This window comes from Lactobacillus sp. B4026, from assembly GCF_026535825.1.
GTDB lineage: Bacteria > Bacillota > Bacilli > Lactobacillales > Lactobacillaceae > Lactobacillus > Lactobacillus panisapium.
The window spans coordinates 239,969-260,345 of the sequence record NZ_JAFNPD010000002.1 but is presented as its reverse complement, the minus strand read 5'-3'; the positions used below and the strand labels follow the sequence as shown (position 1 = coordinate 260,345).

The window sequence follows — 20,377 nt, the reverse complement described above, 5'->3', positions numbered from 1 at the left end:
TACCAGAGCTTAGTCCTTTTGTAACCCATAAACTCGTTGTTCTAGATTATAGACCTTGCGTTCCAGAGTTGAAATGCGTTGAATTATTGCCATGTTCGTTGAACTTTCAGTTTGTGAATCACTGTTCAGTGAGCTGAATGTGTTGTCGCGGCCTTGGCTAGGAGTGTATGTCTTTACTGTTTCTTCAGTATTAACTGGGGTTATTCTCCTAGTCTTTTGCAATTGAACAGCACTTTGCTTGTGTTGATCGTCCATTAATTGGCCTTGTAATTTGCCAATTTGGCCGTATAAATCCTCAATAATTTGTTCAAAAGTATCATAATCGGCAATCACCTGGTCCAAAAAAGCATCAACTTCGTCTGGATCAATGCCTTTAACCTTGGTTCTAAATTGTTTTTTTAATATATCCTGCGTGGATAGTTTAATGTCTTTTAAATCTGCCATAATGATGACAACTCCTTTATAATTCCCTAGTTTATTCTAGCAAAAAGCACCGGTTCTTAAAACAGAAAAGATAAGTTTAGAAAAAGCTTTAGAAATTATTCGTCAAAGGTATTTCCTTCCTGTTCAGACTGGTATTCCTCAGCAGCATCTTGAAGATCATAAAAATCAATTAATTCTAGTGGATAATTATTGGCTTCCTGGTATTTTTTGATTAAATTATAATCAAACTTAGGTTTGCCAGGACTTTCTAAATCATAAACCATTAATGCGCTGTCAGTGTGCATCAACATAAAATTTTGATAATTCCTTAATTGCACAGGGCTTTGATAAGGCTTATTTGAAGTTGCAGCAAAAAAGTCGACCTGATTTTTAAGGCTTAAAAATTTAGCTTGGTTATTTTCGTTCCACCTAGATGCAAATTCCTCATAAGGAATAATCATTGAAACTCTTAAGGGGTATTTTTGCCTTAATTCAACGGCAACCTCACTAGCCCACTGTTCAACGCCAAGATTTGCCCCGGTGATTACCCAATCGAGTTGTCCATCCTCTAACATTTCTGTTAAACGTTTTTCTATTACAAACTTGATGATTTTTATTTTAGGATCTTTTTCACCAAAAGTGTTCAGTTCATAATTGCGGTACCCAGTAACCCATAGTCGTTGCATATTGAAAGAGATAGCTCCTTGTTCAAAAACTTTTCCTTTATTGCTATAATGCTAACAGGAGTGAGATTGATGGTCAAATATCCAAGCGGTAGTTCTGCCGCATATCGTAAAGCTGCTGAAGAACCAAAAATCAGGAAAAAGTACACACATCGTGAAAATGTTAATTTTTCTGATCGGGGAATGAATCTTGAGCAGATGATTAACGAATCAAATAAATTTTATCGCATTAAAGAGATTGCGGTAGTACATAAAAAACCAACACCAATCCAAATTGTTAAGGTAGATTACCCGAAAAGATCACGAGCAGTTATTAAAGAAGCTTATTTTCGCCAAGAATCGACAACGGACTATAATGGAGTGTATCAGGGTTATTATTTAGACTTTGAGGCTAAAGAAACTAAAAATAAAACAAATTTTCCGTTAAAAAATTTTCATGAGCACCAGATTATTCACTTAGAACAGTGCTTGAAACAAAAAGGAATTTGTTTTACCATTATTGGTTTCACGGTTTTAAATAGGTACTTCGTTACACCAGCAAGTAAAATTATTGAGGCTTGGTGGGACAAGGACAAAAGCTCGGTCACGTTAAAAGAAGTTGAAAAATGGTCAATTGAAATTAAAAGCGGCTTTCAACCTACCTTACCTTATTTAAAAGCTGTAGATCATTTTATCGCAGATAGGAAATTGAATAATGGCAAATAGAAATTATAATTCAAACAATGGACGCGAATCACGAAAAGATTACCGCGAAAATTTACCTAAACCAAGGTGGCACCGTGTAGTTAAATTGCTCTTGATGGCTATTTTTCTATTATTGCTTTCCGGTGTTGGTCTTTTTGCATATTATGCTAAGGATGCGCCTAATATTAGTAGGGCTAGTCTTGAAAGTGGTGGTTCTACCGCCTTTTATACCCCAAACGGCAAGTTTTTATTATCTCTTGGTTCAGAAAAAAGAATCTATGCTAAAGATAGTACAGACATGCAACTGTTAAAAGATGCAATCGTCTCTGTCGAAGACAAGCGCTTTTACAAGGATAAATTGGGAATTGACCCAATCAGAATTGTCGGTTCCATGTTAAGCAATGCTAAAAGTCAAAGTATTTCTGCGGGTGGTTCAACGATTACGCAGCAACTCGTTAAACTTAGTGTGTTCTCCACTGATGCATCACAGAGAACCTTAAGGAGAAAAGCACAAGAAGCTTGGCTAGCAATGCGAGTTCAACGTGAATATACCCATGATGAAATTCTGGAATTTTATATTAATAAGGTTTACATGAATTACGGTAATTATGGTATCGGCACGGCTGCTAACTATTATTATGGTAAGAAAATTGGCGAATTAGATCTATCACAAACTGCACTGTTGGCTGGGATGCCTAACAGACCAACGATTTATAACCCATACGTTTATCCTAAATATGCCAAATATCGGCGTGACATTGTCTTGCAGGCTATGCTTGATAATAAAAAAATTACTAAAGCCCAGTACAATCAAGCACGAAAAGAAAGCATCAAAAAGGGCCTAAAGCCACATCAACAAAAGAACCAGTCAAATATTCGAAAAATTGATGATCCTTATATCAAGGAAGCAGTCCAAGAAGTTAAAAATAAGGGCTTTGACCCCTACCGTGACAATTTAAAGATTACATTAAACATTAATCAAAAAGCCCAAAGAAAGCTTTATGAATTAGCAAATAATGGTCAAGTACCATTTACCAGCGATACTATGCAGGTGGGTGCTACGGTAGTAGATCCAAGCAATGGCCATGTTGTAGCAATAATTGGTGGCCGGCATATTCCGTCAACGGTTCAATTAGGTCTTGATCGAGCAGTTCAAACTAGTCGCTCTACCGGTTCTTCAATAAAACCCGTTCTTGATTATGGTCCAGCTATTGAATATTTAAACTGGTCAACTGCTAAAGTACTGGATGACAGTAAATATTACTACCCTGGAACTAGTATCCAACTTTATGATTGGGATAATAAGTATGAAGGCCAAATGACTATGCGGCACGCATTAGAGCAGTCTAGAAATGTTCCGGCTGTTAAAACTCTAAAAGAGGTCGGCATTAGACGTGCTTCTAAGTTTGCCCGGCAAATGGATATTAATGTGCCAAAGACTGCAGGTCTATCTGTGGGTATTGGCGCAGACGCATCGAGCTTACAAATGGCAGGTGCATATGGTGCCTTTGCTACAATGGGGATTTACCACAAACCACAATTTGTTTCCAAAATTGAAACACCTGACGGTTTAGTGAGAAACTATGATTCCGAAGGAATTCGGGTAATGAGCAAAGCTACCGCTTATATGATCACTGATATGTTAAAGGGCGTTATCAAGCATGGTTCTGGAACCAACGCGCAAATCAGAGGTTTGTACCACGCCGGTAAAACCGGTTCTGTTAAATACTCCGACCAAGAATTAGCTCGTTACCCTGGTTATGGCGCAACGCCTAAAGATTCTTGGTTTGTAGGCTATACACAGAGCTACTCGATGGGAGTTTGGACAGGCTATGATAACTTAAAGGATGGAACTATTTCTGGTATTGGCCAGCAATCTGCTCAATTGCTTTATAAAAATATGATGTCCTATCTTATGAGTAATAAAGAAAATGTTGATTGGCAAAAACCAGATTCAGTCATTAGAGCTAGAATAATTAAAAATTCTAATCCTCCTGTTGTTTCTTCAACTGGTGAATGGCAACTGTTTGTTCGTGGGCATGCTCCAGCGGGAATTGTTGATGATAGTAGTGATTATGATAGTTCTGAGGAACAGACTGGCAGCAATTCAACTCAGAGTAATTATAACGAGCAAAACAGAACTATTACCCGTAAAAAGAGACCAACTGAATCACAGTCTGATGAAAATAAAAATGATACTGGTCATGATCGTGATCAGACAAATAATGGTAATAATTCACCGGAAAATAAACCAAATAATCATGATAATGACAGCTCTCATTCAAATTCAAACGAAAATTCTGATAATCATGAAGGCAATAGCAATCCAGCAAATGACGGCGAACATGATCATTAATAATTAAAAAATAAAAATGCCATAGCTAATTTACAGCTATGGCATTTTTGTATGCGGTGTTATTGTTTTTTCAAATATGAATATGGATCTTCTTTATCTCTTGCTGTCATAGAATAACGACCAAATAAAATCATTGCGTGATGAGTGTGGATCCACTCACTTTTTGGTAATATTTCTTCTAGTCGTTTTTCAATTTCCAGTGGCTTGGCATTTTGCGGTACGATATGAAATCTTTTTGAGATTCGGGAAACATGTGTATCAACAGCAATAGCCGGTACACCAAAACCGTCAGCTAAAACTACATTTGCAGTCTTCTCGCCCACTCCGGGCAATGTCACTAACGTTTTCTTATCTTCAGGAATCTGACCAGCAAATTTGTCCACCAAAATTTGGGCGGTTTCTTTTAAGTGCTTGGCTTTAGAATGATAGAGGCCAATTTTTGAAATATGGTGCTCAATATCGGTAATTGATGCTTGCGCTAAAGAGCTTGGATCTGGATAATCCGCAATAAATTTCGGCATGATTCTGTTAACCATTTTATCAGTCGTTTGAGCACTCATTAACACGGCGCAAAGTAAATGAAATTTATTATCCCAAATCAATTCACTTTTTGCATCAGGGTACATCTCGTTTATGGCACGCAAGACTTTTCTTGCTTCTGCTGTACTTAATAATTTTTCAGGCATTTAACGGTTCCTTTGTAAAAATTTTTGCACTTCACTTGTTGTTTTTAGGTTGTGCCGCTGCCAGTTAAGAAGCACGCGGTCAACATACTTTAAACTATATGCTTGCGACAAAACAGCCTCTCTTAACGCCAACTTGATAATTTCCGGATCATAATGATCAACATTCAACCAAGCAGCAACCTCTTCTCGTTCGATTGGACTAAGATAACGGCCAAATTCAATTTCAAATTGCCGCATTAACTGGTTTAACGGACTATTATCAACAGTTGAAGAGCTGCTTTCAGTTACTCCTTCTTCAGCATTAGGCAAAACATTCTTGGCTAACAACTCATCGAGTTTTATATATAATTGGTCCAGATTAAATTGATTGCCAATCCGGCCCTTCTTATCAGTGACTTGGTCAATTGCCAAGTAATTTTTTTCAATTAGGCGCTGAATAATATCAGCAATTTCGGCTGAAGAAAAATTAGTGTTAGCAGCGATCTGTTCGTTAGAGGGAAAATTCTCACCTTTTTGAGCAAATAATTCAAGTTGCATAATTAAGATTATTTCAGAGTCACTAATTTTAAGTTGCGGATAATAAGCTAATAAACCATTGGAAAAGGTTGTAAATCCAAGAGTTCGGTAATCATTGTAATGCATGATAATTTTCTCTCCTTTAAAAAAGTTGAACTAAAATATTTTAGTTCAACTTTTTTAATTATTTAGTTAATGCAAATTTATGGCTTAACCCGGTTAATCATTCTTGGGAATGGAATAGCTTCGCGAACGTGATCTAATTTGCAAATCCAAGCAATTACACGCTCAAAGCCCATACCAAAGCCTGAGTGAGGAACACTACCATATTTACGTAAGTCAAGATACCAATCATAATTTTCTTCTTTAAGACCGGCTTCTTTAATTTGCTCTTTCAGAGTGTCGTAGTCACTTTCACGTTCAGAACCACCCATAATTTCACCATAGCCCTCTGGAGCCAAAACATCGGCACATAAATATTCCTTAGGGTTATCTGGATTTTTCTTCATGTAGAATGGCTTAATTGCCGTTGGGTAATTAACAATGAAAAATGGACGATCAAATTTTTCAGAAATGAATGCTTCGTCTGGAGCACCAAAATCATCGCCCCACTTGAAATCTCTGCCATCTTCTTGAAGCATTTTAACCGCATCATCATAAGATAAATGGGTATAGTTGCCTTCTGCAGCAGGCCGCAGTTTTTCCTTATCACGGCCGAGTAATTCTAATTCGTAATCGCAGTTTTCCAAGACTTGTTTAACAACGTATGATAAAAAGCGTTCTTGAATATCCAAAGACTCATCTTGGTGCATCCAGGCCATTTCAGGTTCCATCATCCAAAATTCAGTAAGATGCCGTCTTGTCTTAGATTCTTCTGCTCTAAAAGTAGGACCGAAAGTGAAAATCTTACCAAAGGCTTCAGCGCCTACTTCACCATAAAGCTGACCAGATTGTGATAAATAAGCATCACCACCAAAGTATTCGGTATGGAATAGCTCCGTGGTACCTTCAGGAGCTGAATGCATGAAAATTGGAGCATCAAATTTAACGAAGCCCTCGTTTTCAAAGAAATCAACTGTTGCCTTAAAGATGGTGTTTCTAATGCGCATGATTGCAAATGGTCTTCTGCTACGCAACCATAAGTGCCGGTGATCAAGCAAGAATTCAATTCCGTGTTCTTTATTCCCGATTGGGTAGCCTTCATTATTAGTGACAACCTTTAAATCAGAAATTTGAATTTCATAGCCGAAATGAGAACGATCATCTTGGTGAACAGTTCCTGTGATGTAAAAGCTAGCTTCTTGATGCAATGATTTTGCTGCTTCAAAAACTTCATCTGTAACATCATTTTTTCTAACTATTCCTTGGAAAAATGCAGTTCCATCACGTAACTGTAAAAATACGATTTTTCCACTTGACCGTTTATCAGTCAGCCAAACATGCATTTGAACTTCTTCATCAACATGCTTTGAACAATCTCTAATTGAAATTAATTTTGTCATAAACTTTTATTCCACTTTCCTTATCATATCAACTTAATAATACCAAAGTTTTGTTAAATAAGCGACTTAACCTAGTAAATTTCCGTTTTTAAATTCATAGAGTTTGTAATGGTAGTCACCTGAGCTATTTTTAGCCGCTACTTCCCAAACCGCTTTGTTACGATACCACCCCAAGTTAACCGCAGTAATTTTATCATCTGGATACTTAGTTCCGTATTTATTTCTAACTGCTGTCTCGCCAACGCCCTTTTTACTAGATAAAAGGTAGGCTTTCTTTGAGGCGGGTAAATAAATGAAGTAATAGGTTTGGCTGTTTTTAGCAATGCCTTTAGCGGAGTAACTATTAACACCGCGATCTAAATGATAGTTTCGCTCAATTTTTTTAATCGGTGATTTTTGCAAGACTATTTGATTAAGCTCACGTGTTTCATTTCGTACGGGACTGCTTGCTTTATAAAAAATAAGCAGAAATGAAAAATAGAGCACAACAATAATGGCAATTAGCCAAGCAATAAATTTAAGCGTTTGTTTTGTGTCGTCTTCAATTATCATAATTATCCAACTTATTCCGTAAATCTTTTATCAAAATTTTTCTTGTTGTTACAGGTATTGCGTTTAAAAATACTTTACCATAATCTTTGCTCCAAATCCGTGAATCCAAAATTAAGAACTGACCATGATCTTTTTCGCCACGAATTAGGCGTCCCATGCCCTGCTTAAACCGAATAATTGCCCGTGGCATCGTATCATTTTGGAAAACATTAATGCCCTTTTTTTGCAATTGGCGTTGACGTAAACGGACTTCCGGCTGGTCGGGGGATTCAAATGGTAGTTTAGCGGCAATAACTAAATCAATCCGACATTCATGAAAATCAATTCCTTCCCAGAAACTATCGGCCCCGATTAAAATGGCCTTTTGCGCAATCGCGAACCTTTTGGTAATGCGGTTATTAGAGCCGGATACACCTTGGGCTAAAATTTCAAAGTCACGTAGATTAGGCGAATTTAAAATGGCACTAAAGACTTCTTTTATTTTATCTAAATTAGTCATTAAAACTAGAATATGGCTTTTCTGACTCAAGTCATTTTCTAGAATGTTAGCTAGCTGCTGATCATATTGCGGCGTGTCGATAGCAGGGAAGTCTTTCACGGCTAAAACCTGCAAATGCTGATCAAGTTTAAATGTGCTGCTACCAATAAATTTTTCCGGATGTAAATCAGTTAAAGCTAACTGTTTAATTGTAAAGGAAAAATCATTATCATTTGTCAAAGTAGCACTAACAAAGCAAAGATGGTCAAAACGAGCGTAAATTTGTTTTAATTCACTAGAAGCGTCTAATGTCATCCAGCTCAGATTAACACTTAACGGATCCTGGGGATTGGTTAAAGTTAGTAAAAATCCTTCCTGAGTTAAAACTTCCTTGGTATGAAGAATGTCTGATAGCTGGTAGCTTTTAGTAATATAAAAATCAAGACGATCAATTTGATCAGTCAACTCACTTAAAACAGCATCCCTCTCCAATCCCGAATTATCAGTTTCATTATACAGCTTAAATAAAATAGCATTAGTCTGTTGCCGGACGTCTTCTAATTTGCGCTGAAACTCTCCAAGTTTCGGTAAAAATGGACTCTCACTAGCGAATAAATCCGTGCCCTCAAAACTTAAGAGCAGATTACCATTTGGCAAGATATTTTTATTTACCGCTTGCTCGTTTTGGGCAAATAATATTCTCTGTAACTGGTTGATGACGTGAATCAAGTCCAATATCGCCGGATCTAATTTTTCTAGTAAAAAGTTGACTGAAACATCATTACCATACTGGTTAAATACGCTATCTTCGGCATAAAACAAAAGATTGCGCAAATGATTGAGTACGCCCCAAAGTGATTCAAACTGAAATGAATCATTCCGCGAATTGATTACGTTATCGACAAAACGGTGAGCTTCATCAATCACCAAATAAGGATTTTGCCCCCAAATTGTGTCGTTGTAATGATTGGCCAAATAGGCGTGATTAGTAATTAAAATATCGGCTTCTTCTTGCTTTTGCCGCGCTAAATTCCAAAAATCGACTTTAGCAAAACTACTACCTACCCGGGCATCCCCCGGATGAGCTATCTGAACAAACAACGGTGCCTTATAGTTAGTCAGCTGTAATTCATCTAGATCTCCCGTTTTAGTCTCCGTTAACCACACTAAAATTCGCATTTGCAAGACTAGCGTCATTTTGTTAGGAGTTCCCTGGTACAGACTTTGGTAAAAGCCATCTAAATCGAGATAATGACTACTTGATTTCACCACTTCTGCAGTTAAATCAAGGTCAGTGACCTTAAGTAATTGGGGAATTTCCTGCGTGATGATCTGATCTTGCAAAACTTTAGTTGGCGTCGCCACCACAAGCTTTCGACTCGTATATAAATGATAGGAATAAGCAAACAAGTAGGAAAAAGTTTTACCAGTACCATTGGGTGCTTCAACCAATAACGCCCTTTGATCAGGATTCTTGATGAACTGATTAATTTGGTTGATCAAATCAACTTGTGGCTGCCGGTAATTGATTTTTCCTTTAAATAGCTGATGCTTGGCTTTATTACTGAGGGGAAAAGATGCATTTGAGCCATTACTGTGCTCTGGAATTTTAGTCTGTTGTTTTTGCAAAATAATATTGCGGACCTGCACGTAGTTTTTGCCTAGTGGTCTTTTAGTTAGCCGCAATTCGTCTGCAATTGTGGTAAAAATCCAGGAAGTATCTCGGATAAGACCGTGCGCAAGAGAACTTAACGTATTCAGTGTGGCTTGCGGCAATGTTTCCAATTTGTTGATAATCTTAAGCAGTAACACAGCCGTCCCGTATGCATCTGAATCAGCTTTATGCGGATTTAGGTGTGGGATATTTAGCTGATTAGTTAGATCTGTCAGCTTATATGACGGTAAAGTTGGAAATGCAATCTTAGCCAGTTCAACTGTATCGATTGCCCTATTGGTTAAAGCCTCATAGCCATGCTGCACTAGTTCATAATTAAGAAACGGCAAATCAAAATTTACATTATGCGCCACAAAGACCGCATCTTTTAAGATGGCAATAATCTTTGGAGCATAATAAGAAAAGTCCTTTTGCTGAGCTACATCTGAATTATGAATATGCGTAAGGTTCTGAATTGCTAAAGGGATGTCACGGTGGGGATTAATCATAAAAGAGTAGGTTTTAACAACCTTCATGTTTTTGATGATGGCACAGCCAAACTGGATAATATGATTGTCCTCTTCGCGCTGGGTTCCGGTTGTTTCCAGATCAACGACTGCAAATGTCTCCTTAGCAAATAATGTCATTAAATTCGACCTCCTTTCTTTTCTACTTAATTTCGACGATTTTTTGCGCTGCCAGTAAAACTAGGTATTTGTGCGTTACCTTTTTGTTAGCAAACGAATTTAAAGCCTGCTCATAAAGTCTTAACTGCCCCGTGTATTTTTGCTTAAGCTGATTAATTGCTAAATCCAAATGATTAGGATCGAGATAATCAGTTTTATAGTCAAATAGTATTATGCCATCATTTTGGATGAAGTAACCATCAATTGTACCGTGAATTAAAATTTTAGCATTTGGATCACTAAAATGGTCAAATAAGCTACTTGCCGAAAGTAAACTAGAAAATTCAATTTCACGTTTTAAGTTCTCCGGCTTTTGCCAAAATTCACGGCTAAAGTCGCTATGAACAAACCAGTTAATCTGTTCTTTATTTAAATCCGGTACAATAGCGGGATTTAGTTTATCTTGCTTAACCAAAGAAGCAATTTCATCATCTAACTGCTGGTCGTCACCCTTGCCGTGATAATCATAATATTGTAACAGCAGGTGTGTCGCGGTTCCGATTTCGGCACCGGTAAATTTGGTTGCAAACAAAAAATTAGGCTTAGTATCAATCGGCTGTAAATACCTATTGGTTGATGAGAGCAAATGAGCATTCTCTAGTTCACTGTCCAGCGGATCATTAAAGGCCTTTTTAATTTCTGAAACAGATTGGTAAGCGGTCGTCTGACTAGCATCTTTAAACGGATAAGCAAAATCATAGAGCTTTTTGGCTGTTTGATTTAAAAGCGTGAAATCCTCTGTAGCGGCCGTTTTTGCTTGTACGGTTTTTGGCCGCGCAATTGTTTCATCCTGGTAGTGAATTAAGAGTAAATCTTCTTGCTCATCTAGTTCCGGGGTGATCTCACTCATTGGCAAAGCTACCTGATGCGTAAAGTTAATGGCTGGACCAATAAAGCTCATTGCGCTGGTAGCATCAATCTTATCGCTTAAGGGTAACTTATGCTCATGAGTGAGCTGCTGACTCCAGGTCTGGGTAAGTTTGGGAAAATTTTTTAAGTCAGTCACTAAAATTAACTTTTGCCGTGCTCTAGTCATACCAACGTATAGTATTCTAGCCTCTTCTTCGAGTAATTGTTTTTTCTTGGCAACATTGTCATATGATTTGAGCAGTGAATCAGCGCGATAATGCTCTTGGCGTAAAGTCAATCCGACATTATCTGCGTTAATAATATAATTTCCACTAAGATCACGCAATTGAAACCGGTGCTGCAGCCCAAGGTAAAAAACAATTGGAAATTCCAGGCCCTTAGACCCGTGAACAGTCATTAGCCGCACTGAATTGCCTGCTTCTTTAGCCAGTAACGGCTGTGCCAGATCTTTTTGGCTGCGGCGCATTCTTTCGATAAAGTTAATAAACTGGTAAAGTCCTTTAAAACCGGCACTTTCATATGAGCTTGCCCGTTCATACAGTGCTTCTAAGTTGACCCGCCGCTGTTTGCCGTTGGGCAATGCCGTCATGATTTCTAGCAAATTGGTTCGCTCATAAATGCTCCAGACTAATTCGGAAATCCGGTGATTCGTAGCAAATTGTCTTAATTCAGCTAATTGGTTTAAAAAATCCTTTATTTTTTGACTGAGGCTGTCGTTAATTGCCACGTAAGAGGTCAAAGCATCATAAAAATTAGTATTTTTGCTATGAATCCGAATTTGGGCTAAATCTTGTTCATTAAAGTTAAACAGCGGAGAGCGCAGAACAGTTACCAAAGGGATATCTTGATCGGGATTATCAATAATGCGCAAGTAATTCATAACGATGGTCAATTCAATTGTTTGAAAATAATTTTTGGCATCCGTCACCATTAACGGCAGATCGTTTTTCGCAAATTCCTGCATGATAGCAAGGTTCTCACTCCGGCTACGAGTCAAGATGGCAATATCACTATATTTAAAAGGCCGCTTTTGACCTGTCTGTGGGTCATATACTTCTAAGTGTTCATTTTGAAATTGCTTGATGCGATTAATAACCATGGCTATTTCTGCCGAGTCAATATCTTGCTCCTGCTCCTCATTGAGTGAGCCCTCTTTTTCATCTTGGTTATGATAAATGATTTCGCATGCAGCGGGAAGTGCAACCGGATAATATTTAGCCCCTAAAACCAACTGCCCTTCTTTTTGGTAGTCAATGCCGCCAAAGTCGGGTGTTAAGATGGTCTTAAACACTTGGTTAACAATTTTGAGAACGGGATTAGTCGAACGAAAGTTTTCGGAAAGCAAAATTCGCTCTTGGTCGGTATTTTCTTTCTTCGCCGCCTCTTGGTATTTATGCAAGAAAAGCGTGGGTTCGGCTTGCCTAAAACCGTAAATCGATTGTTTGACGTCACCTACCATAAATAAGTTATTTTGACCGGTTTTCTTAATTAGTTGTAAGATCTTTTCTTGCAACGGATTAATATCCTGGTATTCATCAACTAAAATTTCAGTGAACTTATTTTGGTAAAAGGAGCGTGCCATTTCAGCGTTAGATGTGTCTTGACTTAGGATCTGGTATGCAAATTGCTCCATATCACTGAAGTCGACCAAATTTTCTGCCCGCTTTAATTCTCCGAAACGTTTAATTAGGGCATTTTCTGCTTTTACAACTGCGGTCATAATTTTTTGGCCACGTTTCAGGATCTCAATTTGCTCATGTTCATCTGTAGCGTAAAAAGACGTGAAGGCAGTAAACACTTGCTCAGCGGCTTCGGCTTTGCGGTCATAACAATTTTGGTAAAAAGCTAGTAGATCCTCATCCCATTTTTTTGACTTACGAAAGGTTCCGGTAAAAAGACAACTACGCAATAACTGCCTTTGGTCGTCGTAATTAGCGTCATTAAATAGTCCTTCAAGATACCGGTTTAAGCATTTCTGAAAGATAGTAAAACTTTCCTTAACCTTCGCTAGTTCCTTGGTTTCAATCAATGGGTCGTTAACAATTTGTTCAATTTTATTGCTGAGCTCAGTAAAAGTATTCGTTAAATAAGGTTTAATTTGCTTTTGCCACAGCTTAGTTGTAATTACGCTTTCCCCTACTTCATATTTAGCAGCTAAGCCTTTTAACCAACTGGAATAATCAGGTTTAGCCATTGCGTAAGAGTATAAATCTAAAAGAAGATTTTGCGCTGATTCTGCATCCCTGTCGCCAGCAAAATTATTATAAAAGCTAATGAAGTCTTCGTCATTTGCCTCTAAAAACTCGCTTTCAATTTCGTGCAGTGCTCGTTCACGCATCAATTCGGCTTGCGTTTCATCGGTCAAGACGCTAAAGCTTGGATCAAGATCGATGACGTAGTAAAAGCGATGAATGACATCTAGGCAAAAGGCATCAATTGTGGAAATATTGGCAGAGTCAACCGCGTTAAGCTGCTGCCTGAGATAGGTTTTGGCAGTCGTCTTGGCTAGCTCAGTTTGCAAAACTTGTTTAATTCGCCCCTTCATTTCTTGGGCTGCTGCCTTGGTAAACGTCACTACTAATAGTTGGTCTACCCTAGTTCCGGCAAGAATTTCTTGCAGCAAACGCTGCACCAAAACAGTGGTTTTGCCACTTCCAGCGGAAGCAGAAACTAAGATGTCGTGTCCGCGATCGCTAATCGCCTTATTTTGGGCTTGAGTAAAATCTGCCATGACTATTCCTCCTCTCCCAGTTTCTCTTTAATTTTACTTAATAACTCTTTTTTACTTAAACTACCTACCTGGTGATACTTGTTTTCCTTAAGCATTGCGTCAAAAAAGAAAATATCACGGTAGTCGGAATAAGTTAAGGCGTTAATACCTTTGCCATACTTATATGGATTGAGCTTAATTTCACCGGATAAAATTTGACTTGCGGCGTCCTTAATGAGCTCTTCATCATATTGCAGCAAAAGCTCAATTTCATCATCTTTAAAAGCATTACCCCGAAAGCTGAGACTGCCATCTTTTTTACTATTAACACCGGTATATAAATCCGAGGTGGTACTGTTTTTTTCAAGCTCAGGGTCAGCGTCAAGAACTAGTGCTTGGTCATAATTAATTAATCCAGTGTATTTTAGCCTGGTTTTGCCATCCAGATTATCTTGTTTTAACTCTAAATGACTATTGTACAAATCTTTACCGTTTAACCGCTCAGTTTGCCTCGTAATTGTTTGGTAAAACGCACCAAGCAAGTAAAGTGGTGTTTTGCCCGTAAAGAAGGGCTGGTTTTTCAGTAAAACATCGAGATAGGAAACCATTTGTAGCGAGATACCTTGGTAAAAGAGGCCCAAATTAAATTTCTTTGCGGAAGACTTGTAATCAATCACCTGCGCCAAGTATTCATTCTTGTCACTAATTTGGGCCAAATCAACCCGGTCCATCTTACCGCGTAAATTAACATAATGCTTGCCAGCCAAGTTAGGAACAACCAGGTCAAGGCCGTGGACTTTTTCGCCAAAACCAAAACTAAGTTCAGAGTATTTTGCCCGTAAAGGCGTTTTTTGTACTGCTTTTTGCCAGTTGAAAGCAACCTTGGTGGTAGTTTGATCAAGACACTTAAATAAAAATTGGTTAAAGGGATCATTGGCAAGCTGCTTATATTTAGCTTCGGTCATCATTTTCGCTCTAGCAATGGCTAGTAATTGACTTAAAGTAGTTTCGTCAACATCGGCTAAATCTAAGTGCTTTTGGTTAAGTTCTTTTACCAAACGGTCGAAAGTTTCGTGAAAATAATTACCAGCTTGAATAATATCAAACTCATTTTCAAAGCGTTTATGCAAATGCAAACCGTAATTTAAAAAGTATTCGTAAGAATTTTCATAAAAAGTTTCCAGTTGTGAAACGGATGAATTTAAATTCTGACCGTACAATTCCTGGGCTAACTCAGCACCAATATCTGCCGGCTGGTTGTCAAATTGACTGGCTTCTAGAACCATTGCCGTCTTAGTTGGGATTTTTGCTGCTGTTAATTTTAATAATTGATCAACATCAATTTCGCTATTTGCCTGCTTTAAGTAAGTCAAGTAACCTAAACTTGCCTGGGGATTGGTTAGGAAACTTAAAAGGTCTTGGAATTTTTCCGGTAAATTGTGTTGCTGGAATTCGATTGCACCAGCGCGTTTGAGCCGGTCATAATAAATTGAAGGCTCAACTGCTTCGTTGTCAGAATTGGCCACCGAATAAGATAAGTAAACCTTGTCACTGGCCAAGGCTAAACAAATACCAAACTGATAGTTCTGATCAAGATTGCTTAATTGCTGGTGATCTTCCAAATAAGAATCTTCGCCAAAGGCAGTACTTAAATTCTCTAGATTTTCAGTGCTTAAAAAACCTGGGGTGGTTTGAATTGCTGGCAAACCAGTGCTAGTAGCGCCCATGATGAAAACTTGCTTATAGCCGCTAACTTGGACAATACCTGTTTCAGAAAGATTAACTGCATCCAAGGTAGAAGGAATTTGGGAGAAAGTAGCCTCTTTAAAGCCATTGGTTAAAACATTGAAAAAACTGGCTACATCAAATTCAGTCGGATTAATCAGTAAGTAATCATGTAATAACGTAATGAGCAAGTCCCATACTTGTTCAGATTGGCGAGCTTGCTGCAAGTCACCAGCGGTTTGCGCATCTTCGCGCCATTTTTCAAGCACTTGATTAACTTTATTATTGGTTAAAAAATTAAAGAAAGTGGTAATCGCTTTTTGCGTGTCCTCTTCCTGCTTAAGTTTAGTTAATAACCGTTCAAGCTTTTTCACAAAAAAGTCTTTTAATTTGCTTATTTTAGCCACTTCATCAGGAACTTTGTCTAGCCTGATCACTTCAGAAGCAACATAGTCCGTAAAATCACGTTTCCATAAATTATGGTTAATTCCGTGCGCTAAAACAAAATTTTCCAGCTCATCGACGTCATGAATATAAGCTGATTCTTCTTGGTACCAGTCCGGAATAATTAGATGGGTTTTCATAATTGCTAGCATATTTTGGGTTTGAAACGGCCGTGCCAAAAGCTGAGCAATATTTTCAATTAAAATAACTAACGGATGATATTTCATTTCTTGCTGTAAGTCATCAAAAAATGGGACATGATTCTGCCGTAAAATCGGAATCAGGTATGTTTCGTATTCATGTAGATTGGGTGCTAAGACCAAAAAATCGCGGTAACGGTAGTTTTTTAGGGCCACTTGTTGGTAAATTGTATGGGCAACATAATAGGCCTCGGCATACCGGTTATCTGCTCGAACTAATTGCACCTGGTCAAGTTTACCCACATCATAAGCAGTACCCGTCCAGAACTCATTGAGCAATTCCCGCTTAGTGGGCTGGGGCGAAATAGGAGTTTTTTCTACTTCATAAGACAGATCGTGCTGTTTCAAATAATTCAGTAATTGATTAATTGTTCTCTGAATTACATAATCGTAATCACCTTTCGCAAAATCAGGGTTAATGTCGCCAATTTTGGTTTTAAAAGCTAAGGTAACGCTATGAGCATGCATCATTAACAATTTGACCGTCAAACATTCCTGCAGTGAAAAATGAGAAAAATCACTAAAATAAAAATCGGTCTTGCTTAAATCAATTCCGCCAGCAAGATACTCATTCAGCTGCAATTGCACCTCATTCGAAGTAGAAAACTTAGTAGCAATTGTACTGGTAAATGCCTCGTAAATGATTTTAAGGTCTGCAATCTTATTTTTCGTTTCTAAGTCAAGAGAATCTTCGTCGATTTCATCAAGATCAAGGTTCCCTTCCCTAACCTGCAAAATCGTATCATAAAGCTGTTTAACTAAACCGGGACTGACGCTAACCGTTTTAAAAAGATGAAGCTGGTCACGTTTTTGCTCAATAATCTTGGCTAAAATCATGGCAGCCGCGGCATTATCAAGTTGCGTTGGCAAACCCTGTTCAGCATCTTTGAGGAAAAACCAGGCAAGTCGTGAAAATGATAAAACCTGCAAATTTTTAACCGATTGCTCAACGTTGCCCTTGCTAACGGCTAATCTGTTTATTGCTCTGACTTCTGTGGTAAACTTAATATGATTAGGAACGATAATAAAAGTTTCGTGTTCTGGAAAGCGTTGGTAGTTATCAACTGCAGCTTGCAGGACTTTTTCTTGTAAAGAATCTGTCTGCCGACCGACTAAAATCTTGATCATCTGTTCTCTTCTCCTTTGCTATTTATTTTAGCATAAGGAGTAAAAAAATTTTCACAAACAGTAAGGATCTTAAGCAAAATGAAATCTAGTTATTTGGCCCATGGCAAAGTAATTTTAATCGGGGAACATTCGGTTGTATATGGCTATGATGCGTTAGCAATGCCAATTAATTCGCTTCATATCAAAACAACTGTTGAACCGGCCCCCGAGATGTGGATGGACACTGAGCGTTATCAAGGGCCTTTTTTTATGGCTCCAAATGAATATAACGGCTTAAAATATGTTGTTAAAAAAATGTTGGAGTTAGCTGCCAGTACTGAGCAACTGAAAATCTCATATACTGGGCAAATTCCAATTGAACGCGGATTGGGTTCCAGTGCCACCGTTGCCCTGGCAACCACTCGGGCAATGGACGATTATTTCAAGCTTAATCTAACCGAAGAGCAAATTTTGGCTATTACCAATCATGCGGAAATGATTAATCATGGTAAAGCCTCAGGTTTAGATGCGGCTACAGTTAATTCCAACTACCTCGTTTTTTTTAATCAAAAAGATGGTCCACGTGTTTTAAAAGCAAAACTGGGGGCTACTTTATTAATTATGGATACGGGAGAATTAGGCAGTACGAAAGAAGCCGTTATGCAAGTTCATGATCAAATAAAAGCTTCACCTCAAGCAGCAGATAAGTTAAAGCGACTGGGAAATTTGGCCGATAGGACTAAGACGTCTTGGCTTAATCATGATGCTGGTCAAATTGGTACTTACTTTAATGAAGCACAAGAAATTCTGTGTTCTTTTGGCTTATCAACGGCTAAAATTGACCAATTACAAAAAATAGCACTTGCGCACCAAGCGCTCGGCTTTAAGCTTTCAGGCAGCGGTCTTGGCGGCATTGTAATTGCTCTTTGCAAGAATCATGCGGTAGCGCAAGCAATAGCAGATCATAGTCAAAAAATTGCTGTTAATAGTTGGATTGAGGAGATTTAATGGGAAAAACTGTACGAGCACACGCCAATATTGCACTAATTAAATATTGGGGGAAAAAAGACGAACGTTTGCGACTTCCTTTAATGTCAAGCCTTTCTATGACGTTGGATCGTTTTTATACTGATACTAAAATTACCGAAAGCGATCTTAATCATTTTTACTTAAACGGGATTGAACAAATCGGTCAAAGTTCGCAGCGTGTTTTCACTTATCTTAAATTTTTGCAGGACAAGTTTGGTGTTAGTGGTAATTTAGCCGTTAGATCAACCAATCATGTTCCAACGGCTGCTGGCCTGGCATCGTCTTCATCGGCTTTTGCTGCTTTAGCCGGAGCTTTCTGCTCTCATTATGGCTTTGAAATAGAACCCAAAGAATTATCCCGGCTTGCTAGAATGGGTTCGGGCTCTGCGTGTCGGTCAGTTTTTGGTGGCTTTGTCTTGTGGCAAAAAGGTGAAGATGATACTTCCTCTTATGCCTACGCCTTAAACGAAAAGCCCGAGATGGACTTACAGCTTTTGGCAATTGAATTAAATCCGAAACCTAAAAAACTTTCATCAACGGAAGGGATGAAACAAGCAACCAGTTCCCCCTTCTTTAAGCCTTGGTTACAGCGAAATCAGACCGAGCTAGACCAAATGATAACGGCCATTCAAAATAATGATTTTACTGCGCTGGGACAACTAGCAGAATTAAATGCTAACGAAATGCACGCAATTAACTTAACCGCCCAGCCTGGTTTTACATATTTTGAGCCACAAACAATTGCAGCGATTAACTTGGTAAGGCATTTACGTGAAACTGGGATTGAGTGTTATTACACGATTGATGCCGGTCCCAACGTAAAAGTTATTACTCGTTTAAAAAATGTAAAAGAAATTACTAATCAGTTTGTATCGCAATTTGACAATGTTAAGATAGTAAATGCAAGTTTTGGTCCAGGTCTATCATATTTGGACTAATTAATGTAATTTAATTGATTAGGAGATTAAATTCTTTTGATAACAGAACAAGCGCCCGGAAAGTTATATATTGCTGGCGAATATGCGGTACTTGAACAAGATTGTCCCGCAATTTTAGTCGCAGTTAATCAATTTATCCGGGTTTCAATTACTAAAACAAAGTCATCTACTGGGTTAATCCATTCTAAACAATATTCACAAGATTCAATTCACTGGGTTAGGCATGGGGCCGAAATGGTTATTGACAATCGTGATAACCCTTTTGAATATATTTTGGCGGCTATTTCGTTTACTGAACGATTTTGCCTTGAAAAGCACATTGAGATGCAGGTCTATGATCTTTATATCAATTCAGATCTTGATTCGGCTGATGGTAAAAAGTATGGCTTGGGCTCGAGTGCGGCAGTTACGGTAGCAACTGTGAAAGCAATCTTACGCTTTTATAACGTACCCTTCAGTAACGAACTTGTTTATAAATTGTCAGCCATCTCTCATTATTCAGTTCAGGGTAATGGTTCGGCTGGTGATATTGCTGCCAGCGTTTATGGTGGCTGGCTTGCCTACCAGACTTTTGATAAGAGCTGGCTAAAACAAGAACTAGCACATAAATCGCTGTCTGAAGTTGTCGATGAAGCATGGCCAGGACTAAAAATTCAGTTGTTAACGCCGCCAACCGGCATGAATTTAATGATTGGTTGGAGTCAAAAGCCTGCTTCCACTTCCCGCTTAGTTGATGAAACTAATGCCAACAAAGAGGCACTGAACGGAAAGTACCGGGAATTTATTAGGCTTTCACGAAAATGTGTTTTAAAAATGATTGTTGGGTTTGAAAGAAACGATATCGACCTAATTAAAAAGCAGATCCGCGAAAACCGTAAATTGTTGCAACATTTTGCTGCTATCAATCAAATTGCGATTGAAATTCCCCGCTTATCCAAATTAATTAACATTGCTGAATCATTTGGTGGTGCTGCTAAAACTTCTGGTGCCGGTAACGGTGATTGCGGGATCGTCATTACAGATGAGCAAACCAACATAGCGGCCCTTGAAGAAGAATGGCATCAAAACGGGATTATGCCCCTTGATTTTCGCGTTCATTCCGTCAAGTTAGCCCGGTAAATGAGTAAGAGGAAA

Annotated in this window: 14 protein-coding genes; 5 read left to right on the top strand and 9 right to left on the bottom strand. The window is 38.3% G+C overall.

Going from position 1 to position 20,377, the window contains the following annotated elements; all coding sequences use genetic code 11:
- Positions 1–9 precede the first annotated feature (9 nt).
- The gene (locus J3U69_RS03140; protein WP_103751624.1) at positions 10–444 is read right to left on the bottom strand and encodes a DivIVA domain-containing protein; all 435 of its coding nucleotides are present in this window, start codon (positions 442–444) and stop codon (positions 10–12) included.
- Between the two features lie 95 nt (positions 445–539).
- Positions 540–1,109 (bottom strand): DUF1273 domain-containing protein, encoded by a 570-nt coding sequence (locus J3U69_RS03135; protein WP_220221142.1) that lies wholly within the window; start codon positions 1,107–1,109, stop codon positions 540–542.
- Positions 1,110–1,178: 69 nt separating this feature from the next.
- Between J3U69_RS03135 and recU the strand changes: the two genes are divergently transcribed.
- Complete coding sequence (gene recU / locus J3U69_RS03130; protein ID WP_220221143.1) at positions 1,179–1,811, top strand: Holliday junction resolvase RecU; 633 nt, start codon at positions 1,179–1,181, stop codon at positions 1,809–1,811.
- Positions 1,801–4,146, top strand: coding sequence for a transglycosylase domain-containing protein (locus J3U69_RS03125; protein ID WP_267413003.1), 2,346 nt, complete (start codon positions 1,801–1,803; stop codon positions 4,144–4,146). Before recU ends, J3U69_RS03125 begins: the two co-directional genes overlap by 11 nt.
- 59 nt (positions 4,147–4,205) lie before the next feature.
- On the opposite strand, the gene nth is transcribed toward J3U69_RS03125, so the two are convergent.
- The 7 genes from nth to J3U69_RS03090 form a co-directional block, all read right to left on the bottom strand.
- Positions 4,206–4,832 carry an endonuclease III gene (gene nth / locus J3U69_RS03120; protein ID WP_103751627.1) on the bottom strand — a complete coding sequence of 209 codons (627 nt, stop codon included), beginning with the start codon at positions 4,830–4,832 and terminating at the stop codon, positions 4,206–4,208.
- On the bottom strand, positions 4,833–5,474 hold the full coding sequence (locus J3U69_RS03115; protein ID WP_220221145.1) for a DnaD domain protein: 642 nt from the start codon (positions 5,472–5,474) through the stop codon (positions 4,833–4,835). It abuts the gene before it with no gap.
- A gap of 77 nt (positions 5,475–5,551) precedes the next feature.
- Entirely contained in the window at positions 5,552–6,850 is a 1,299-nt protein-coding gene (asnS, locus tag J3U69_RS03110; RefSeq protein ID WP_267413002.1) for an asparagine--tRNA ligase, read from the bottom strand.
- 66 nt (positions 6,851–6,916) lie between these two features.
- The gene (locus J3U69_RS03105; RefSeq protein ID WP_267413001.1) at positions 6,917–7,402 is read right to left on the bottom strand and encodes a hypothetical protein; all 486 of its coding nucleotides are present in this window, start codon (positions 7,400–7,402) and stop codon (positions 6,917–6,919) included.
- Complete coding sequence (locus J3U69_RS03100; RefSeq protein WP_267413000.1) at positions 7,392–10,181, bottom strand: helicase C-terminal domain-containing protein; 2,790 nt, start codon at positions 10,179–10,181, stop codon at positions 7,392–7,394. The genes J3U69_RS03105 and J3U69_RS03100 overlap by 11 nt, the downstream gene beginning before the upstream one ends.
- Positions 10,182–10,203: 22 nt before the next feature.
- Positions 10,204–13,821, bottom strand: coding sequence for a helicase-exonuclease AddAB subunit AddA (gene addA, locus J3U69_RS03095; RefSeq protein WP_267412999.1), 3,618 nt, complete (start codon positions 13,819–13,821; stop codon positions 10,204–10,206).
- A 2-nt stretch (positions 13,822–13,823) separates the two neighbouring features.
- Positions 13,824–17,297, bottom strand: a complete 3,474-nt coding sequence (locus J3U69_RS03090) for a PD-(D/E)XK nuclease family protein (protein ID WP_267412998.1) — start codon at positions 17,295–17,297, stop codon at positions 13,824–13,826.
- Between the two features lie 78 nt (positions 17,298–17,375).
- On the opposite strand from J3U69_RS03090, the gene mvk reads away from it, so the two are divergent.
- The 3 genes from mvk to J3U69_RS03075 are packed head-to-tail and all read left to right on the top strand — an operon-like array spanning position 17,376 to position 20,362.
- Positions 17,376–18,284 carry a mevalonate kinase gene (mvk, locus tag J3U69_RS03085; protein ID WP_267412997.1) on the top strand — a complete coding sequence of 303 codons (909 nt, stop codon included), beginning with the start codon at positions 17,376–17,378 and terminating at the stop codon, positions 18,282–18,284.
- Complete coding sequence (mvaD, locus tag J3U69_RS03080; protein ID WP_267385331.1) at positions 18,284–19,243, top strand: diphosphomevalonate decarboxylase; 960 nt, start codon at positions 18,284–18,286, stop codon at positions 19,241–19,243. The genes mvk and mvaD overlap by 1 nt, the downstream gene beginning before the upstream one ends.
- A 36-nt stretch (positions 19,244–19,279) precedes the next feature.
- The gene (locus J3U69_RS03075) at positions 19,280–20,362 is read left to right on the top strand and encodes a phosphomevalonate kinase (RefSeq protein WP_267412996.1); all 1,083 of its coding nucleotides are present in this window, start codon (positions 19,280–19,282) and stop codon (positions 20,360–20,362) included.
- The last annotated feature ends 15 nt before the right edge of the window (positions 20,363–20,377 follow it).